Source organism: Desulfomarina profundi, assembly GCF_019703855.1.
GTDB classification, from domain to species: domain Bacteria; phylum Desulfobacterota; class Desulfobulbia; order Desulfobulbales; family Desulfocapsaceae; genus Desulfomarina; species Desulfomarina profundi.
In genome coordinates this window covers 4,215,276-4,234,335 of sequence record NZ_AP024086.1, presented here as the reverse complement: position 1 = coordinate 4,234,335, position 19,060 = coordinate 4,215,276, and the positions used below count along the sequence as shown (strand labels likewise).

General features: G+C 48.8%; 14 protein-coding genes and 1 pseudogene. 2 read left to right on the top strand and 13 right to left on the bottom strand.

The annotated features are described in order from the left end of the window. Nucleotides 1–66: 66 nt before the first annotated feature. Entirely contained in the window at nucleotides 67–909 is an 843-nt protein-coding gene (locus LO777_RS19515) for a 4Fe-4S dicluster domain-containing protein (protein WP_228855486.1), read from the bottom strand. Continuing rightward, nucleotides 909–3,901: pseudogene (locus LO777_RS21345) on the bottom strand (molybdopterin-dependent oxidoreductase). Before LO777_RS21345 ends, LO777_RS19515 begins: the two are co-directional and overlap by 1 nt. 218 nt (nucleotides 3,902–4,119) lie before the next feature. Between LO777_RS21345 and LO777_RS19500 the strand changes: the two are divergent. Then, nucleotides 4,120–5,664 (top strand): sigma-54-dependent Fis family transcriptional regulator, encoded by a 1,545-nt coding sequence (locus LO777_RS19500; RefSeq protein ID WP_228855483.1) that lies wholly within the window; start codon nucleotides 4,120–4,122, stop codon nucleotides 5,662–5,664. 5 nt (nucleotides 5,665–5,669) lie between these two features. On the opposite strand, the gene LO777_RS19495 is transcribed toward LO777_RS19500, so the two are convergent. From LO777_RS19495 to LO777_RS19445, 11 genes are all read right to left on the bottom strand, one after another. After that, nucleotides 5,670–6,227 carry an NADPH-dependent FMN reductase gene (locus LO777_RS19495; protein ID WP_228855482.1) on the bottom strand — a complete coding sequence of 186 codons (558 nt, stop codon included), beginning with the start codon at nucleotides 6,225–6,227 and terminating at the stop codon, nucleotides 5,670–5,672. A 5-nt stretch (nucleotides 6,228–6,232) separates the two neighbouring features. Then, nucleotides 6,233–7,738, bottom strand: a complete 1,506-nt coding sequence (locus LO777_RS19490; RefSeq protein WP_228855481.1) for a tetratricopeptide repeat protein — start codon at nucleotides 7,736–7,738, stop codon at nucleotides 6,233–6,235. A 308-nt stretch (nucleotides 7,739–8,046) separates the two neighbouring features. Beyond that, nucleotides 8,047–9,228 carry a thiolase C-terminal domain-containing protein gene (locus LO777_RS19485; RefSeq protein WP_228855480.1) on the bottom strand — a complete coding sequence of 394 codons (1,182 nt, stop codon included), beginning with the start codon at nucleotides 9,226–9,228 and terminating at the stop codon, nucleotides 8,047–8,049. A gap of 39 nt (nucleotides 9,229–9,267) precedes the next feature. Beyond that, complete coding sequence (locus tag LO777_RS19480; protein ID WP_228855479.1) at nucleotides 9,268–9,699, bottom strand: Zn-ribbon domain-containing OB-fold protein; 432 nt, start codon at nucleotides 9,697–9,699, stop codon at nucleotides 9,268–9,270. A gap of 415 nt (nucleotides 9,700–10,114) precedes the next feature. After that, nucleotides 10,115–10,882, bottom strand: a complete 768-nt coding sequence (locus tag LO777_RS19475; protein ID WP_228855478.1) for an enoyl-CoA hydratase/isomerase family protein — start codon at nucleotides 10,880–10,882, stop codon at nucleotides 10,115–10,117. A gap of 10 nt (nucleotides 10,883–10,892) precedes the next feature. After that, entirely contained in the window at nucleotides 10,893–12,275 is a 1,383-nt protein-coding gene (locus LO777_RS19470) for an acetate--CoA ligase family protein (protein ID WP_228855477.1), read from the bottom strand. Nucleotides 12,276–12,361: 86 nt separating this feature from the next. Then, a complete protein-coding gene (locus LO777_RS19465; RefSeq protein ID WP_228855476.1) occupies nucleotides 12,362–13,057 on the bottom strand; it encodes an acetate--CoA ligase family protein in 696 nt (231 codons plus the stop codon). 61 nt (nucleotides 13,058–13,118) lie between these two features. After that, complete coding sequence (locus tag LO777_RS19460; protein WP_228855475.1) at nucleotides 13,119–13,886, bottom strand: SDR family NAD(P)-dependent oxidoreductase; 768 nt, start codon at nucleotides 13,884–13,886, stop codon at nucleotides 13,119–13,121. Between the two features lie 97 nt (nucleotides 13,887–13,983). Further along, on the bottom strand, nucleotides 13,984–14,313 hold the full coding sequence (locus LO777_RS19455) for a cupin domain-containing protein (RefSeq protein WP_228855474.1): 330 nt from the start codon (nucleotides 14,311–14,313) through the stop codon (nucleotides 13,984–13,986). A gap of 51 nt (nucleotides 14,314–14,364) precedes the next feature. Further along, nucleotides 14,365–15,204 carry a 4Fe-4S dicluster domain-containing protein gene (locus tag LO777_RS19450; protein ID WP_228855473.1) on the bottom strand — a complete coding sequence of 280 codons (840 nt, stop codon included), beginning with the start codon at nucleotides 15,202–15,204 and terminating at the stop codon, nucleotides 14,365–14,367. 4 nt (nucleotides 15,205–15,208) lie between these two features. Then, nucleotides 15,209–17,725: a molybdopterin-dependent oxidoreductase gene (locus LO777_RS19445; RefSeq protein ID WP_228855472.1), complete on the bottom strand. Its 2,517-nt coding sequence runs from the start codon at nucleotides 17,723–17,725 to the stop codon at nucleotides 15,209–15,211. A 506-nt stretch (nucleotides 17,726–18,231) separates the two neighbouring features. Here LO777_RS19445 and LO777_RS19440 point away from each other — a divergent pair. Then, entirely contained in the window at nucleotides 18,232–19,014 is a 783-nt protein-coding gene (locus tag LO777_RS19440; RefSeq protein WP_228855471.1) for an IclR family transcriptional regulator, read from the top strand. The last annotated feature ends 46 nt before the right edge of the window (nucleotides 19,015–19,060 follow it).

Below are 19,060 nucleotides of genomic sequence, written 5' to 3'. Positions count from 1 at the left end.
AAATTACATGTAACCACGTTTTTGTCAATCACTTTTGTTGATTTTACGCCCTTTCCCGCCAGATTTCTAGACCCTGACCGTACCGGTAAAACAACTCTTTTTCAATTCAATTTCTACTGTGTGTCTTTCTCCTGCAGAAGATAACACCTCAACAATGTAAACAGATCCATCAGCTTCCAGTCCATCAAATTTAAAATCCCCGAAAGCATCACTTTTCTGTTCAGCTACAGGATTACCATCTTTGAGCAGTCTTACAGTTGCCCCTTCAACACAATCCGATCTCAGCTTATCTCCCGTTGCAACGGTTCCCGCGATAAAGGCTCGAGTATACCTGTGGAGATTTTTGTAAAAACAACGGGGTTTCGCATCCTGCCGTTCTCCGCCATATCTCTCCAGTCCCTCTTCCCTGATCAACCGTTCAAGTTCTTTATCCTCCAGAAAAACAGAGGAGAGAGCACTGGTGGGACAGGCCTGTACACACCGTGTTTTTTTCCATCCCTGATCTAGAAGATGGGCACAGAAAGTGCATTTCTGGGGAATCTGCGCTTCCTCATTCCACCAGATGGCGCCAAAGGGACAGGACGAGACTATTTCCTCTCTCCCCTTTGCCTTCTCCGGATCAATAATCACTATCCCGTCCTCCCTCCTGTACACGGCCCCGTTTCCCGCTGCCCGCACACAGGGGGCATTGTCACAATGAAAACAGGGTTGCGGCAGGTAGGCAACATCAATAAAGGGGAATTCCCCCCTTTCCCTTCTCCTGATATTTATCCAGCGCTGACCATGAAGGGGTTGGGACAGACTGATTCCGGGCCAGTTGTTGCCACAGTGCTCATCTTTACAGGAAAGAAAACAGTTATTGCAGTTTTCACATTTGGCGATATCGATGATAAAAGCGTATTTTTTCATTATTCACCCCCTTCCTTCCAGGGTTCAACCTGAACCAGGCATGAATTGGAAGCAGTTGAGTGCGATCTTTTGATTATATTCCTGCTTGGAGTGAGCAGATTGATACAACCGCCCCTGTCTGGTGAGTTTCCCGGTTCTCCAAGAGGATCATACACAGCGGATCCTTCAGGGGACTGGACCGTACCCGGTGGTAATCTGTCCGTCACATGGGCAGCACAGATCACTTCACCCCGGTCATTAAATACACGGACAAGACTGTTATGGCCAATATTTCTTCTGTGGGCATCCCCACGGTTGATTCGCACTATCCAGTAATAATAACCATCTACCAGAACTCGATGGTCCTTGACATCATTGATGATGGAATTCTTGCCGTCAAACATGGTGTGAAAACTGTAACGCGGATGGGGAGAGATAAGATTGAGGGGATATTTTTCATACAGTTCTTTATTATGGTGTCCTTCCCAGGATGGCCTGAATTTTGAAATTGGCGGCCGCTCCGGGTCATCCGGTGCAAATCGCTTGAGGCTCGATGATTCAAACTCCAGCTTCCCTGATTGAGTCTGCAGTCCCTTTCGCCACTCTTCCGTGTAATCCGAGGGCAGAGGGGAAAGTTCAGGCACATTTTTCTTAGTTCCTTCCGCAAACCATCGATAGGAAACCGGGGCACGGTTTTCTTCCTTGGGAGCCGGAACAACATAATAGCCCTTTTTCATGAAATCCCGCCAGGAAATCACTGTGGGCAAATCACTGGCATCAAAGAGCCGGCGACACCATTCAATCTCAGTAATCCCTTCTGAAAAAAGAGTCCCCAATCCCAGCCGTTTGGCCAGATCGAGAAAGATCTGGTAATCTGAGCGGCTTTCCCCCAGGGGTTCAATACATTTATGCTGCATGGTGATGACCCGATGGTTCCACTGGATAAACTGCTGATGACTGTATCCACCGGAGTTGGCCGTCTCACCGATATCCCATCGCTCAAAGTTCGTGCAGGCGGGCAGGATAATATCCGCAAATTTTGCCTCTCCCTCAAACCAGATGGACTGATTGACCACAAATTCCAGGTTTTCACTGCGATAGGCCCTGGCAAAACGATTAGAATCCGCCATGGTACCGAAATGAGAACCACCATACTTATAGTACATTCTTGACGGAGAATGGCCGGGAGCAGGGTAAGTGATCTTTTTAAACTGACCTTCTATACTCTTGGGATCAGTGGGATATCCTTCACAGGAAAGGTTGAGAATCGCCTCAGGAATCCGCAACCGGGGAATCATCTGGGAGACGGAATTCATGGAAGGAAGCTGGGGCATCCGCTGGTACATGGAAATACGAAGGCCTGTATAATCCAGATCTCCGGAAAGTCCACCCTCGGCATAGCCCGGAAAATAAAAATTGGTGTCAACCGGCGCCCCCTGCTGCAGGCAGCCCATATTGATTCCTGGTTTTCCGAGGCCCTGCATAGCCATGAGACATACCATGGAACGCGCCCATTCTATACCGGTGGCACAGCGGCATGCGCCGCCAAATCCTGCCAACCCCCCGGCGAGAGATAGGTTTTTTTCGTTCCCCACTGTCTGGCAAGGGCCCGGACAACCCGGCCCGGAACCTCTGTTTCCTTCTCCTGCCATTCCGGAGTTTTTTTAATTCCGTCCTCTTTACCGAGGATATAATCCCGCCACTTCTCAAAACCGACCGTCCTCTCTGCAACATAATCCTTATCGTAGAGATCTTCCGTGATCCAGACATAGGCAATGGCCAGAGCCATGGCGTTACCGGTATCCGGACGCGGAGCAATCCATTTGCCTCCAAGCAGGGCCGCAGTATGGTTATAGTAGGGATCAATGTGCACCATCTTGATGCCAAGCGACTGGGCCCACTGCCTGCGAACCGTACCCTCAAAGGCCCCGTAGACTCCACTTGTCGATTCCGGGTCACTGGACCAGAAAACGATCATCTCCGCTTCCTTCAGGCAATCTTCCACCGTGCCGTAAGTATCAGTGGCACCATTGCGAATGCTGTTGCCCCAATGGTGCATGGCGCCCCAGTACCATCCTTCCCAGCTGTCAGGATTATGAACCACGTGACTGGAGCCGATGGAATTCATAAAACGTGTTTTTGCACTGAGCCAGTAACCGATATTTCCCCACGTATGATGAGAGCCGGAACCGTTCATGATGGCACCGGGACCATGTTCCCTTTTAACCCTTTTAATCTCTGAAGCCACAATATCAAGAGCTTCATCCCAGCTTATCCGCTCATATCCGGAGATTCCCCGATTGGCACAATTACGCTCTCCATTCGGATCGAAATCAACCCGTTTCATGGGATACAGCAGACGATCTTCTGAATAAACAAGGGATTTCAAACCGAAGACATAAGGGTTTACTGTTCCTTTTCTTGGAGGAGTGAACGATTTTCCCCGCGCATGTATCGTCCAGGAAGCCCCGTCACCATCCTCAAATTCTATTGGCGTAATCCTGATGATCTTCCCCTCTCTTACGTAGACAAAGACTGGTCCGCCGTTGGTATTGCTGACATAGCGGATAAGCCCGTCTCCCATATCAATCCCATACGGCGGTGGTGAAGATTGACCGCTCATCATGTTCAGGGTCTGCATGAAATGGATGGTGTTCTGTTCATCCCCCTGAACATCGACCCGGAAATTCTTCATGGCATTGATCTGGGCCAGGGAGTTTCTGGGAGAAGTCATGAGTTTTACGGCAGTGACACTGTCGGTGAAAACCATGCTGACATCCACCTTGCCGGTAAAATTCTTTTTTGAAAAAACTTCCCCGTTTTTCAGAATGAAAATCCGGCCATATCCTCCACGGATTTTAATTTCAGCGACATAGTCCTTTTCCCCCAACCGCTTTTTAAGGCCGTCAGACAAGCCACTTTTTACTACCATCATACGGTAGGCAAGATACAGAAGGACCCGAAACACCAGGTTTGCAACCGCCTCCGACCGTGTCAAAAATGTTTCAACCATAAATGTGACCATACCTTCCTCCCATAAACCGTGTTCATGGAGATAACATGCAATATTGACACCAGATACAGCGGATTTTATTTCATATATTACCAATCAATTAGGCGGGTACCACATAACCAAATATCTTATATGGTGATTTTATTTACCTTATATGGTAAATAAAAATTGTTCTCCCAAATACGGTAAATAAAACCCTTGGTTGGAAAGGTAACCAGATGGATGAAAACCTGTTTTTCAAAAAAGCCACTTTATTGATCTGCAGTAGCCTTGATGTGGAAGTCGCCCTGTGGCGGTGTTTTGAGTTTATCCGCACTTACCTGCCGGCAGACGCCATGTATCTCAACATTTATGAACCGAGCATCAGCGGTATCCGTTACGTAGCCATGGCCGATGACCGGGGCGGAAAGAAAATCGGCCAGTCGATCAAGCTACCGGTCGGCCTGATCCAGGCAATCGAGAGCGGCAGGCGTCTCAAGGATTATCTCATCATCAACAGACCCGATGACGACCCCCTTGGAAGAATCATCACCACCGAACTGCAATTAAAAGAGTATTCCTTTATCGCCCTGCGCCTCTTTATCGAAGGTCATCGCCTGGGAGTAATAGACCTGTTTGCCAAAGGACACAATCGTTTTTCCGAAGACCACGCACGCCTGCTCGCCCAGCTGCGCGAACCCTTTGCCATTGCCATGGCCAATGCCCTGAAACATCAGGAACTGCTGGATTTGAAGGAAAGCCTGGTCTCGGATAACCGCTATCTCAACAGTGAACTTATTTCCCGGGCAGGAGACGAGGTCATCGGTGCCGAAACAGGGCTGAAAGACGTCATGGACAAGGTGATTCAAATCGCCCATCTCAAAACCACTGTGCTGCTGTTTGGCGAAACCGGAACAGGAAAAGAGGTCATAGCCAATGCCATTCATCGCCAATCACCACGACGGGATGAGCCGTTCATCAAGGTCAACTGTGGCGCCATCCCGGAAAACCTGATCGACAGTGAACTGTTCGGTCATGAGAAAGGCGCTTTCACCGGGGCAGACAGCCAGAAACGGGGCCGCTTTGAACGGGCCAACAAGGGTACAATCTTTCTTGACGAGATAGGAGAACTCCCTCCATGGGCTCAGGTCAGGTTATTACGGGTCCTGCAGACCCAGGAGATTGAGAGGGTCGGTGGTTCTCCACCGATCAGGCTGGATATCAGGGTGATTGCCGCCACCCACCGGAACCTGGAAAAGATGGTTGAAGAGGGAAGTTTCAGGGAAGACCTGTGGTTTCGCATCAATATGTTTCCAATTTTCATCCCTCCCCTTCGTGCCCGCCCTGGGGACATACCTCTTCTGGCCTCATGGTTTATCAAGAAAAAATCAAAAGAACTCGGCATCACTCCCGTGCCCGGCATAGCGCCTGAAGCCCTGTCGAACCTCACCAAACAATCCTGGCCCGGCAATGTGCGGGAACTTGAAAATGTTGTGGAACGTGCTCTCATTCAGCATCGCCACGGCCCCCTCTATTTTCATCATCCGCAAAAACTTTCCCCGGTAATGGAGAATGATTTTTCCCTCCAGGTAACACCTGTTCCTGTGCCCCTTGATGAAGTTATCCGGACACATATTATCGAGGCACTCCAAGCCGCAAAGGGAAAGATCAACGGCAGTGACGGAGCTGCAGCCATGCTGGCCATCCACCCGAATACTCTCCGCAACAAAATGAAAAAACTGGGTATTAAGTTTGGTCGCAAAGTTAAACGGTTCAGTAAATGAAATCCTCACCGTTTATCGAGAAGATTAACCCACGCTACAAAATCTTCAATATATCGCTGCAAACGGATTTTTGTCCCTTCATCCGTGAGCACTCCCCTGTCATCAAACTTCTTCTGAACCTCAGGAACCAGAAATGGAGGTGAGGGAACAACAGGAGAAAGGGTGCTGGAAAAAATATCCCGCAGATGATTCTGGGCCCTGGCTCCTCCAACCACACCTTTGGCCCCACTCAGAATCGCCACCGGTTTTCCGGCAAGAACCGATTTGTAGGCTGGTCGGGAAGCCCAGTCGATTGCATTCTTCAACACACCGGAAATACTGTAGTTATATTCAGGAGTCGCAAAAATGACACCATCGCAGAGTGCAAGTTCATCGAGTAAGCGCTGAACTTCACCAGGCTTGTTTTCCTTGTCTGCATCAACATCACCATTGTACAGGGGTAACCCGGCACAATCAAAAAGAGTAAGGGACACACCCTCAGGCAGGCAGCGCACCACACTCTGCAACAATCCGGTATTATAAGATTTTTCCCTGATACTGCCACTGATCCCCATAAGTATCATATCTGTTAACCTCTTTTCCGCATATGTTCAGGTTTCTTGATCTTGTGAATACGGGCGGCAAACTCACCGGCCTCCATATTCCTGCCCATAGTCTTGTAGAGCGCCGCCAATGTCTCATACACAATAAGAAGATGCATTTCATTGGCAACCCGATCCTTCTCAAGGATTTTTCGTGCTTCAAGGAGCATATGTTCAGCATCCCCGTTATTTCCGGCCATCATCTCCAGAGTGGCAAGATTATGCAGACTCTGAGCCACAGCAGGATGTTCCTGGCCCATGGCTGATTTCCAGATTGAAAGAGACTGGAGCAGATATTTTTTTGCCTCCTGGAGTTTTCCAGATTCCCTGGCCAACCCTGCAAGATTTTCAAGAGACTGGGTAATGGCTGGATGTTGTTCACCAAAGGCGGCTTTTCTGATTTTTAATGCTCTCTGGTGCTGTTTCACGGCAAGACTACGTTCCCCACACATACTGTGGAGTATACCAAGATTGTTATATGACTGGGCTACAGCAGGATGATTCTCTCCGAAAATTTTTTCCCGAACAGCCAGAGAATCATTGAACAGTTTCCGGGCCTGAACAACTTTTTTATCCTGAAGGTAGAGCTCCCCAAGACTGTTCCAGGCCTGGGCCACAGCGGGATGATCTTTACCAAGAACGGCCACATACATTTCCACCGCCTGTTTCTGATAATCTTCCGCTTTTTCTCTTTTTCCCAGTCCGCCATACATACCAGCGAGTTTTTCTAGGGTTTCAGCCAGTTCAGGATGGCCGTCAGGTGAATCCTGCCTGTAAATCCCCACCGCCTGGTTCAGGAGTGGTTCAGCAGCCTGAAAATGACCTCTGGCCAGGTATATTCCGGCAAGGTGACTGAGAATTGAAGCAAAGAATGGATGATCCACACCAATACTGTTTTCATAAAGGACCAGAACCCGTCTGAAGTATTTTTCGGCACCATCCAGATTTCCAGACTGCTGCTCAACAGTGCCCAATCGCTTGAGGATTTCTCCAAGATCAGGATGATCTTTGCCAAAACTATTTTCTCCTACCTCCAATGCCTGCTCAAGGCGGGAACGTGCTTCGCTCATCTTTCCCTGGCCGAGCAGGGCAGTTGCCAGAGATTCCAGAGGAAACAACGGGTCAAGGTTTTCCTTTTCACAGATAGCAAGAATCCGGAGGAGTATCTCTTCCGCCTCTACAAACTGCTCCATTCGCAGGTACAATTCGGCAAGGTTGGCAAGGGCATCAGCCACTTCGACTGACTGTTCTCCATTCTGCCTTTCAAACAATTCCAGAGATTGCAACAAAACCTTTTCGGCCTCATCAAACCTGCCCAGGAGATGATATAATTCACCCAGATTATTGAGAGACACGGCCATGTTCCTGCCATCACCCTTTTCTTTTTCAGCCACTTCAAAAGCGGCCTGTGCATCGGCAAGAGCCACCTCATAGTCCCCTCTTTGAATGGCGGAAATCACATTCTGATTTAATTTTTCCCACTTCTCACTCATTTTTTCTCCCACAGGTGTGGATAACTTTCAGTCCAATCTTGATGGACTCGTAAAAACTCCGATCTACTGCGTTGTGGGGTGATCGTGTAATGCTCGACGTACTCTATGTACGCCTGCGCTTACACGACACCGCCACGCCTTGTATATCGACAATAAATATAGGTAACTATAATTTATTGTCGAGAACTTTGAAGCTGACGCCGCCTGAACTGATGAGAAATGCGGGGTAACCTGAATCCTGCAAAAAGCAACAGGCCCAACCCCCTTACAGGGGAGTGGGCCTGCTGATACTTTTCAAGCCGATAAAATCAAACTGAAAGGATGGTTGTTCCGCTGTTCCCCATCAGGCCATAAGTCTGGGCCATGGCCACTTTGGCCCCCTCAACCTGACGTTCACCACATCGGCCGCGCAACTGATTGCTGCATTCGATAACCTGCCAGAGTGCCTGGGCGGAAAGAGCCTCACCATGGGAAGAAAAACCACCACTCGGATTAACCGGCAGTTTTCCGCCGATCTTCGTCAGACCGTCGCGCAGCATCTTGTCCGCTTCACCTTCTCCACAGAACCCGCAGGTTTCCAGATAGACCAGATAATGCCAAGAGCTGTTATCGGGCAGTTCAAGCAGATCAATATCTTCAGGGCCGATACCCGCTTTTTCGTAGGCCTGGCGGGAAGCGGAATAACTCTCGCTGAGCATAGGCGCCTCAGCCACTGAAGGACAGGAAAGAGCAGAAATACGGATGGTCGGATCACCGTACATGGCACTTCCCATGGTTGTTGCATTGATCTTCACCGGATTATCAGCTTTGGCTATCAATTCCTTGTCGGCGGTAACAATAACTGCGGCAGCACCGGTACTCACCGGACAGATCTCATAAAGCCTCAGGGGATCACAGACATAAACAGAATTCAATACCTCTTCCAGGCTGTAGGTCTTCTTAAAACGGGCATGGGCGTTTTTAGAACCGTATTCGCTCATCAGCACCTTTACAAGGGCCAGATCCTCTTCGGTTGTATCATATTTTTCCATTCGCTTCCGGCATTCCAGCGCCCAGTAAATGGGATTTGGGAGGCCACCCATCTTCCATCTTATAACATCCCTGTCCTGGACAGCGTTATCGGATTTCGCGGTCAGAAAACCCTTGGGAGATACATCGGCGCCAAAGGCCAGGGCGGTATCAGTTTCACCGGCTGCTATGCTGTTATAAGCCATTCTGATGGAAGCGGACCCGGTGGCACAGGCGTTATAAACGTTGACCACGGGAATACCCGTTTCCCCGAAAATGGACTCAAGATACTGACCGGAAAGATGACCGGCATTACCACCGTAGATAAAAATCCCGGCCATAATCGCCTGAATCTTCTGCCATTCTATGTCGGCGTCTTTTAAGGCACCATCAACAGCCACAGCTGCAAAATCAGCAAATACCTGCTCAGAAAAACCCATCCAGGGGTGTATCCCTGTTCCTATTATATAAACATCTCTCATTGTTATTATCCCTTTTTATAGTTTTTGCGGTACCGATTATTAAACGGCCTTGAACGCCCAGGTGACAACCTGCTGCTTTTCCTCATTGGTGTACATCTCAAGCAGGGTGGTTTCCATTTCCATGCCGATTTTCAGCGTCTTCAGGTCAGTTTCCGTGATGATGCCTGTAATCTGGATTTTCTCATCTGCAAATTCCACCAGGCCGATACCGTAGGGGGTGATCTTTTTCTCTGTTTTAAACGGTGCCGGACAGGGATAATATTGAATGGTATAGCTGGCCAGTTTTCCTCTTGTGGGAAGAAGTACATCCTCCACACCTTCTCTTGAACAACCGGGGCGATGCTGGTAATGCTCCTTCGGGAAAAAGTATGTCCCGCAGCTGTTACATTTTGCGCTCATCAATCTCACTTCACCGGTGGACCAGTCCACCAGGTTGGGTATCCGGGCTACCTTGTTTGCCATATTTTCCATTGTTTTCTTCCTTAATTGATATCCTTTAGCCCGCATTTCTCATCAGTTCAGGCGGCGTCAGGTTCTAAGTTTTCTGCAGTGAATTATAGTGATCTATATTTATTGCAGAAATACTGTAGAAGATGGCGTTGCCTGGACTGACCTTGGGTGAACATTATGTAAATTTTGTTCTATTACTGATAGTTGTCCAATTATTTGCAATCTACAGTTATTCTCAAAATTGACACAATGTTCATGAGAAATGCGGGTTAGTAAGTGTCTGTCCATAAATGAGATTTTTTGTTCGAGTTCAAGGAGCATAGGAAAATAAAAAACACAGCATATTAGGCATATGTGAGCATTTTTATTTTTCGTAGCGACGCAGAAATCGGGCAAAAAGGCCATTTATGGACCTGCACTAGTAAAAACCCTGCAACTAACGACCGACAAATTTCGGTTTTCTTTTCTCAAGAAACGCGTTGACTCCCTCCTCCTTATCTTCCAGGGAGAGTGCCAGGGCATACATTTCATATTCGTAATCAAGTCCATCCTGCAGACTCATCTGCATTCCCTTGTTGATTGCCTGCTTGGCCAGTTTCAGTGCTGCAGAACTCTTGGTCGCAATTTTGGCCGCAATTTCCTTTGCCACTGTCATTAACTCGTCCATGGGAACCACCCGGTTGACCAGGCCGATCCGATCAGCCTCATCCGCCCGAATAATATCTCCCGTGAAAATAAGTTCCTTGGCCCTGCAGGCGCCCACAAGACGCTGCAGACGCTGGGTGCCGCCCCCTCCGGGAATGATGCCGAGATTAATTTCCGGCTGCCCGAATTTTGCCTTCTCCGAGGCAATGATCAGGTCGCAGGCCATGGCGATTTCACATCCACCGCCCAGGCAGAAACCGTTGACCGCGGCGATAACCGGCTTGCCAAGCTTCTCCACGATAGAACCAAGACGGACAATATTATGCGCCCCGTATGGGGTGGTCGCGTGAAACTCCTTGATATCAGATCCCGCCACAAAGGCCTTGCCGGATCCGGTCAGGATCAGCACCTTGATCGCCTCATCCTCTTCCAAATCTTTCACCGCTGTCGCAAACTCCGCCCGGGTCTGAATATTGAGGGCATTCATAGCCTCGGGGCGGTTAAAGGTTATGATGGCAATATTTTCTTCCTTTTCCAGGATAATGTTTTCAAAAGTCATACTTCCCCCATCAGGCAGATTGTTTTTGTTGGCGAATACCGTATTCACAGAGTTTGCTCAGGGCTTTCACTCCTGAAATAAGCGACGGGAAGACAGGCAGTTCCTTACCCATCTCATCCATAATGACATTTTTATACTTGTTGTAGCCAACAATCATACAGACAACAACCGGCTTACCCACATCCTGAACAATTTTTTGAATGATCTTCTTCTGTACAGCTTCCTGGGTATATTCAAATCCCGCCAGGATAAGAACAGCCGCATCGATATTGTCATCTCTGAACGCATCGGGGAAGGTTGTTTCCAGGGTTTTGGTAAACCCGATCTTGGTGACACTGAAATAGAGATCCACCGGATTGGAAACCGGTGTATCAAACATATCCTTGAGTTTTTCCGTTGTTTCCTCCGTCAGTTTGGGCAGTTCAAGACCGTGACTTGCACAAAGATCGGAGACATTTACACCGACACTCCCCGCCAGGGTAATTACGGCAATACGATTCCCTTTCGGCAGTGGCTGAGTTGAAAAAACCTTGGCAAAATCCTTGAGCTCCGTAAAATCATCAGCCATAATCATCCCGGTCTGCTTGACCGCCGCCTCGACAATTTTGGCATTGCTGGCGATACTGCCGGTATGACTCATGGCCGCTTTGGCACCCGCTTCCGTACGTCCGCCGCTGAGAAAGATAACCGGTTTTTCAGCCGCCACCTTTTTGGCGATTTTTGTCAGGTTCCGCCCGTCACTGATAGTCTCCAAATACATGGAAATGACATCCACGTCATCCTGCGCTCCAAAATATTCCAGCAGATCATTTTCATTAACATCACATTTATTGCCGATGGAACAGACCTGTTTGATATTAAGGCTTTCGTTCTCCACGATATCCGATGCCATGCCTGCCGCCAGAAGTCCAGACTGACCGATAAGCACAACATTGCCGTTCGGTACTTTTTTCGTCATGGGATAAATGGAGGTGACAATATTACGCGAGACAATGCCAGAACAGTTGGGCCCCATGACCCTTATATTATTTTTCTTTGCAATCTCAACTATCTGTTCCTGATACACCTTACCATCTCCACCCATTTCGGCAAAACCCGCAGATTCTATGATAACGGCCTTCACCCCTTTTTCCGCACAGGCTTCCATGGTCATAACCGTCAATTTCGGGGTTGGCAGGGCAGTAATGACTAGATCCACTTCTCCCGGTATCTCCAGGACAGATTTATACACCCTGTAACCCAGGATTTCGTCGGATTTCGGATTGACAGGATAAACATCTCCACTGAAGTCACTGCCCTTGATATTATTGACAATGACGTAACCAAGCTTTCCGGGAGTACCGCTGGCCCCAATTACCGCCACCGATTTCGGTTTAAAAAATAATTCCATCATATTTGCACCGTCCTTCTTTTCATCGCATTTTTTTTTGCGCTGTCAGTTTCGAATGGGAAACGATATTTTTTATTCAAATTTCCTTCTCATGACGACAGGATTATCCTGGCATCAACCACCACCGCCCCATCCTTATAGGCAAAGACCGGATTCATATCGATTTCTTCAATTCCCGGAGTCGCATCAACAAAGTCTGATAATTTCACCAGCATATCACGCAGACATTCCACATCGGCCGGATCCTGTCCCCGGTACCCTTCCAGCAGTTTCTTCCCCTGGATCTCGGTAGTCATTTCAATGGCATCATTTTTATCAATAGGAACAATTCTGAACGACACATCCTTCAATACTTCAACCAGCACACCCCCGAGACCGAACATCACCACGGGACCAAAACTGGCGTCATTAATCATTCCCATAATTATTTCCGTTCCCGGTTTTGCCATGGACTGCACAGCAACACCTTCAATATCAGCATCCGGGGCATATGCTCTGCAGGAGGTCATGATATCATCAAAGGCCTTCTCAACCTCTTCTTTCGAGTTGAGATTTACCTTCACACCGCCGGCATCACTCTTATGACTGATATCAACGGATGATACTTTTAAGACTACCGGGTAGCCAATTCGGTCACAGAGAGACACCGCCTCTTCCCGTGAAGTTGCCAACACCGTTTCGGTGCAGTTTATTCCAGCTTCTGCGAGAATCTGCTTGGCCTCAATTTCGGTAAGGACCGTCCTTTTCTCTTCCCTGGCCTGACTCAAGATTCGAGCTGTTGTCATCTATCTTTCCTCACTTAAATAGTTGTATTTCTTGCTGGTTCTTTGTCAGAATCCGCTTGTATCAGGCTGCAGTCAATCCACCATCCACATAAATAGTCTGCCCGGAAACAAAGCTGGCCGCCTCGGAAACAAGGTAGATAACCGCTCCAACCATATCTTCGGGCATACCGATCCGCCCCATGGGCACAGCTGCCGCATACTTGGCGGCAAGAGTCGGATCTTTTGCGATATGTGCGGTTCCGGGAGTAATTACCAGAGCAGGTCCCAGGGCATTGACCCGAATTCCATGGGGTGCCCACTCCAGGGCAAGCGCCTTGGTGATCAGCTCTACGGCACCCTTGGTGGCACAGTAGCCGCTGTTTCCTCCGGTATAGCCACGGATGCCACGAACAGAGGAAAGGTTTACAATGGCCCCACCTTTCTGATCACGCATAACCTTGCCCATGGTTTTGCAGGCAATCATTGTCCCTTCCACATTAACCTTGAACAATTTCTGCCAGTCTTCCACCGGATACTCAAATGCATCATGTTTGATATTCATCCCCATGGCATTGACAAGAATATCGATTCTGCCATATTTTTCCTTCACCTTGTCTGCCAGATTCTGCACGCTGGACTCATCGGTCACATCACAGGCAATGGCAATAGCCTCGTTGCCAGATTCTTCGGTGATCTTTTTCGCCACCTTATCAATCGCTTCCTGGTTTCTGCTGGAAACAACAACAGTTGCCCCGTGAATTCCGAGACCAAGGGCCAGAGCCTTACCGATTCCCCCGGCACCACCGGTCACAATCGCTACTTTTCCGTCAAGTTTGAATATATCTTTCATTTTTTCTCCCCGGGTGGCAACCCGCCCACCCCTTGCATACGAAATTACATGTTATCTAAAAGCCACTCCATTCCCGTAAACCGTTATTCGATTCGGGTTATGGGGTGACTATGGTTACCAGGACTTCGGCCGGTTTACCGCCGTTGATCACCATGTCACGCTCTTCACCGGGGGCGATATAAATGAGATCACCCTCATTAAGGACATGTTTTTCATCAGGGCCGCTGACGGTAATTGAACCTTTGACCACATAATAAATTCTCTCCTTGGGAGAAGAACTCATTTCCGCACCGCCATTGGGCTGGAAATAAGAATAACAGACGGTGGTCCGTTTCGACACTGCTTCTGTAATCTTCTGGAGTCCGTATACTTCAGAATGTTTCGCGGCTTCGTATGGAGTACCTTCCGCGTCTTTTACACTTATCATGACTGACCTCAGGAAAAAAGAAGAGGGGGTGCGACACACCCCCTGTATGAATTACCCGGCAGGATTGAGCACAATCTCACCGAGATTGACATCCTTGAATGTTTTAAACTCAACATCCCGGCCTTGATATCCGTCTGCCGAAACGCTGACCTGATAGCTTTTGTTTTTTTCAAGCCCTTCAAATTCAAAATCACCAAAAAGATCCGTGATGGTTTCAAGGCTCAGGCCATCTCCGGTCAATTTGACCACGACACCCTGGGCGCACTCACCTTCCTTATCTGAAAAAACGACCTCTCCAGCCACAAATCGCCTGGGAAGTCCAACATACTTCACCAGAGGTGCAGTGCCATACTCCGGATGAAAATCTTCCACCGGCAGTTTGGCGGCAAGCTTTGCAATTTCACTTTTCGGATCATCCAGATCACCGAAAACCATGGCTCCGGTGGGGCAGGACTCGACACAGCGGGGTTGTTTGACGCCCTCATCCAGTCGATGGGCACACATTGTACACTTCTGTGGTATTTCCTTTTCCTCATTCCAGTAAATCACCCTGTAGGGACAGGCGTTGGCGATTCTTTCCTGACCTTTGGCCTTTTCCGGATCAATAATGACAATCCCGTCCTCCCTGCGATACACTGCACCATCCTTTGCCGCGTCAATACAAGGTGCGGATTCACAGTGCATGCACGGCGTGGGAATGTAGGACAGTTTGGGCTTGGGGTATACACCCCGCTCAATTTCCTTCATCTGCAGCCAGAACTGGTCATTGAGTGGCTGAGCCGCCGAAAGGGGCAGGTAGTCATTCCCGAAATATTCATCACGGCAGGCAAGGAAGCAGTTATAACAACCGTTGCATTTGCTTACATCTATCAGTATGGAGTATCGTGACATTCTGTTAACCCTCCCATTTTTCAATTTCAATCAGACACGAATTCGGTGTCATGCCCGGAACATTTTTTGAGACCATCCGCGAAGGTGTCAGCATATTCACGCAGCCACCCCGGTCCGGGGAGTCTGCCTGCCCGGGTACCAGTGGATCATATTTCGCGGAAGAGGCATAGCTGTGAATAATCCCGGGCCGGATACGTTCAGTGACCACGGCAATACAGAGTACAGAAGCCCTGTGATTATACAGCCGGACAATATCACCATTCTGTATGCCGCGAAGAGCAGCATCTTCCGGACTGATCCTGGCCGGCCACCAGGCATAACCGTCTTTTTTAATACGATGTCCCGGAATATCATCAAGCCAGTCCGTATGCTTATCGTAATGGCAATGAAAGGTGAACCGGGGATGGGGAGACATCAGTTGCAGGGGATATTCCCTGTACATCTCGCTGTGATGACCTTCCCAGCTTGGTATATACTTCGGAGATACCGGCCTCTCCTCGTCATCCGGGAAATTGGCCTTGAGGCTCTCGGAGGAGAACTCGATCTTGCCGGAGTACGTCCCCAGTTCTTTCGCTTTTTCCGTGTTCCGTTTCGGATTGTTTGTATCAGGCGTGTCACAGTCACGGCCTTCAGCAAACCAGCGCAGCGACGGGGTGGATTTATAATCATCGGGAATATTGATAATGTGATAGCCTTTTTTGTTGAACTCTTCCCAGCTCACCAGGCCCGGCAGATCCGATGATTCATAGAATGCCTTGACCCAGTCCAGCTCGGTACGACCATCTGTGAACTCTTCCTTCATCCCGAGGCGCTCCGCCAGCAGGGTAAGGATCTGATAATCGGATTTTGATTCCCACAGCGGCTCGATACATTTCTGTTGACGAACAACAATCCGGTAATTACAGCCACTGGAAGCATGGCAGGTATACCCGCCGCACGCTCCCCACTCACCCACATCGTCCCGTTCAAAATTGGAACATGCAGGGAGAATGATATCAGCCATACGGGTTTCGCTGTTAAACCAGATATCCTGGTTGACGACAAATTCAAGTTTCGGGCTCTGGTACATTTTTACCCATTTGGTTGTATCACTCATGGTACCCATGAAGGAACCGCCATATCGATAGAACAGCCTGATTTCCGGGTACCCCTCCATGGGATACTCAAAATGGGTAAACTGCTGTTCAAGTGACTGACCACAGAACCCTTCTCCGTACCAGCTGACCGGCGGGTCAAGAACCGCATCAGGCAGTGTGAGCCTCCACAGTCGCTGTTTTGTTGGATTCATGGGCACATATTTTGCGATATCCGCGGTGGATACCCGGCCCTGGAGATCAGCATAAGCTGGAAACCAGTGTTTGGTGTCGGAGGGAGCGCCCATGGTGGTTCCCCAGATGGTGCGACCGGGTTTTCCCAGTCCCTGCATTCCCTGAAGCAGAACCATCATTCTAGCCCATTCCGTACCGTAAGCCTGGCGGCATGCACCACCCTCACCGCCTCTTGCGCCACCCGAGAGGATTGTCCGTTTTGCCGCCCATTCCCTGGCCAGGGCACGAATCACTCTGGCCTTTACACCGGATTCATTTTCGGCCCATTCCGGAGTCTTAGGCTGGCCGTCAGTATTACCAAGAACATATTCCTTGAATTCGTCAAATCCTACTGTCCGGTCCCGGACATACTCCTTGTCGTAGATATCTTCCGTGATCCAGACATGGGCAATAGCCATTGCCAGGCAGGTATCGGTCCCGATTCTCGGTGCGATCCATTTGCCGTCCATAACCCCTGCGGTAAAATTATAAAAGGGATCGATAAAAACCATCTTCACACCCTTTTCCTTCAACCACTGACGCCAGAGGGCGGAGTCCTGACCGGTATAGGTACCCCTGGTCGTATCGGGATCATTGGACCAGAGTACAATCATCTCCGCATTTTTCAGGGAATCCTCAAGAAGATCGTACTGCTCCGGCATTCCAAGCCGCCAGTAGAAACCGTATGTATGAGTAGCTCCCCAGTGCCAACCCTCCCAGCTGTCCGGATTGTCCAGTACGGGGGTATACTCCAACAGATTCATAAAGCGGGCAAACGGCCCCATTTTGTAACCGACAATTCCCCAGTTGTGGTGTGATGACGTCATCCCGCTGATGGCTGCACCACCATACGTGTCCTTGACCCTTTTGATTTCTCCGGCAACAATGTCCAAAGCCTCGTCCCAGGAGATCCGCTCGTAGGGGGATTTGCCCCGATTCTGGGGATTTCTTTCACCGTCGGGATCAAAGTCGACCCGCTTCATGGGGTATTTTATCCGTTCTTCGGAATAAAGTCGGCGCCGATCCGCATGGACATAGGGAGCTACCGCAAATTTTTTGGGTGGCGAATATTTCTTTCCTCCCGCCTCAATGGTCCATGGCTTGAAATCCTTTTCATCTGCCACCAGCGGCCGCATTCGTGTTACTTTCCCATCCTTGACATAGACGCTGACGGGTCCGGCGTTTGTACAATTGGTAAAAACCTGTTCACTCATTATATAACCTCCCGAAGTTGAGCTTCCTTTTCCATTTAAACCAGAACAAACGGTATATTTTCACAACAGTTTCTTTTCCCGGTCTTCCCCGGATCGTTACATGCAAACCTGAATCAAATTTTAAAAAGAAATTTTTCTCGTCTCTTCCTGCTCAAAAACAGTTTTCCCCTGCACATAACAACACAACTAATTAATTATATTAGTTATTTTAAAAATAGACACTTCCCTTACGATAAAACAGCACCTTAATTTGTGCCATATACTGCACACGTAATACCGACATATGCAACCATATTACACTGACCACCAAACATGTCAAGGCCATTTTACATGCAATTACAAGATGGCTTCTGTTTTTTTTATACTATATTTTCAGAATGTTACGCTCATCCAGCAGTTTTTCATACCTCTCACCGGGTGAAATTTCTTGACAGGAAAGCCGAGACACTCTATTAAGTTCCAACATACGGGACACGATTCACACATTCGGAACAAAGGAAGGCAAATTGGAAAACAGTAACCAACAACAGGAAAAACCGGCGAACAGTTCATCGGCGGAAAAAGCGCTCAACATCCTCCTCGCTTTCGCTCCATACAACAATGAAATGGGAACGACTGAGCTGAGCCGAAAGCTCGGTATCCATAAATCAACAACCAGCAGGCTGATCAAACTTCTCGTTGCCACCAATTTTCTGCAGCAGAACCCGATCACCAGAAAATACATGCTGGGGAAATCAGCCCTGAAAATTGGCACGGCCACCACCAGATCAATCAACAGCAAACTGCTGGTGATCGCCCAGCCATATCTCACCGAGCTTTCACAGATGATGGGAGAAAGTGTCGCCCTTGAAATGCTTTCGGGCACCAATGTAGTTCTTGCCCTTCATGTGGAAGGACCGAGCCATATCAGGTTCAACTTCCAGCAGGGAGAACAGGTACCGATCAACGTCGCCGCCGGAGCCAAGGTTATCCTGTCACATAGTGATCCGAAATTTCTAGAACTCTGCCTGCAACAGAAATTTACACGGTTCAACGAAAACACAATAGTCACCAGAAAAGATTACCTCAACCTGTTAAAAGAAATTAAACAGACCGGAATTGCCTATGACAGGGGTGAGCGCTACCGGGATACCCATGCCATGGCTGCAGCTATACACAGCCCGGACGGCGCCCCGAAAGCTGCAGTGGTCATAGCCGGCCCGGCATTTCGCATGACATCCGATTTCCTGGAGACGGCAATTCCCACACTCCGTGAAACCGCCAAAAAGATATCAAATCATCTGTTTTGACCGGAATAAATCCTAGTGACAAAAAGACCTCAGCCTGGCGTCTTTT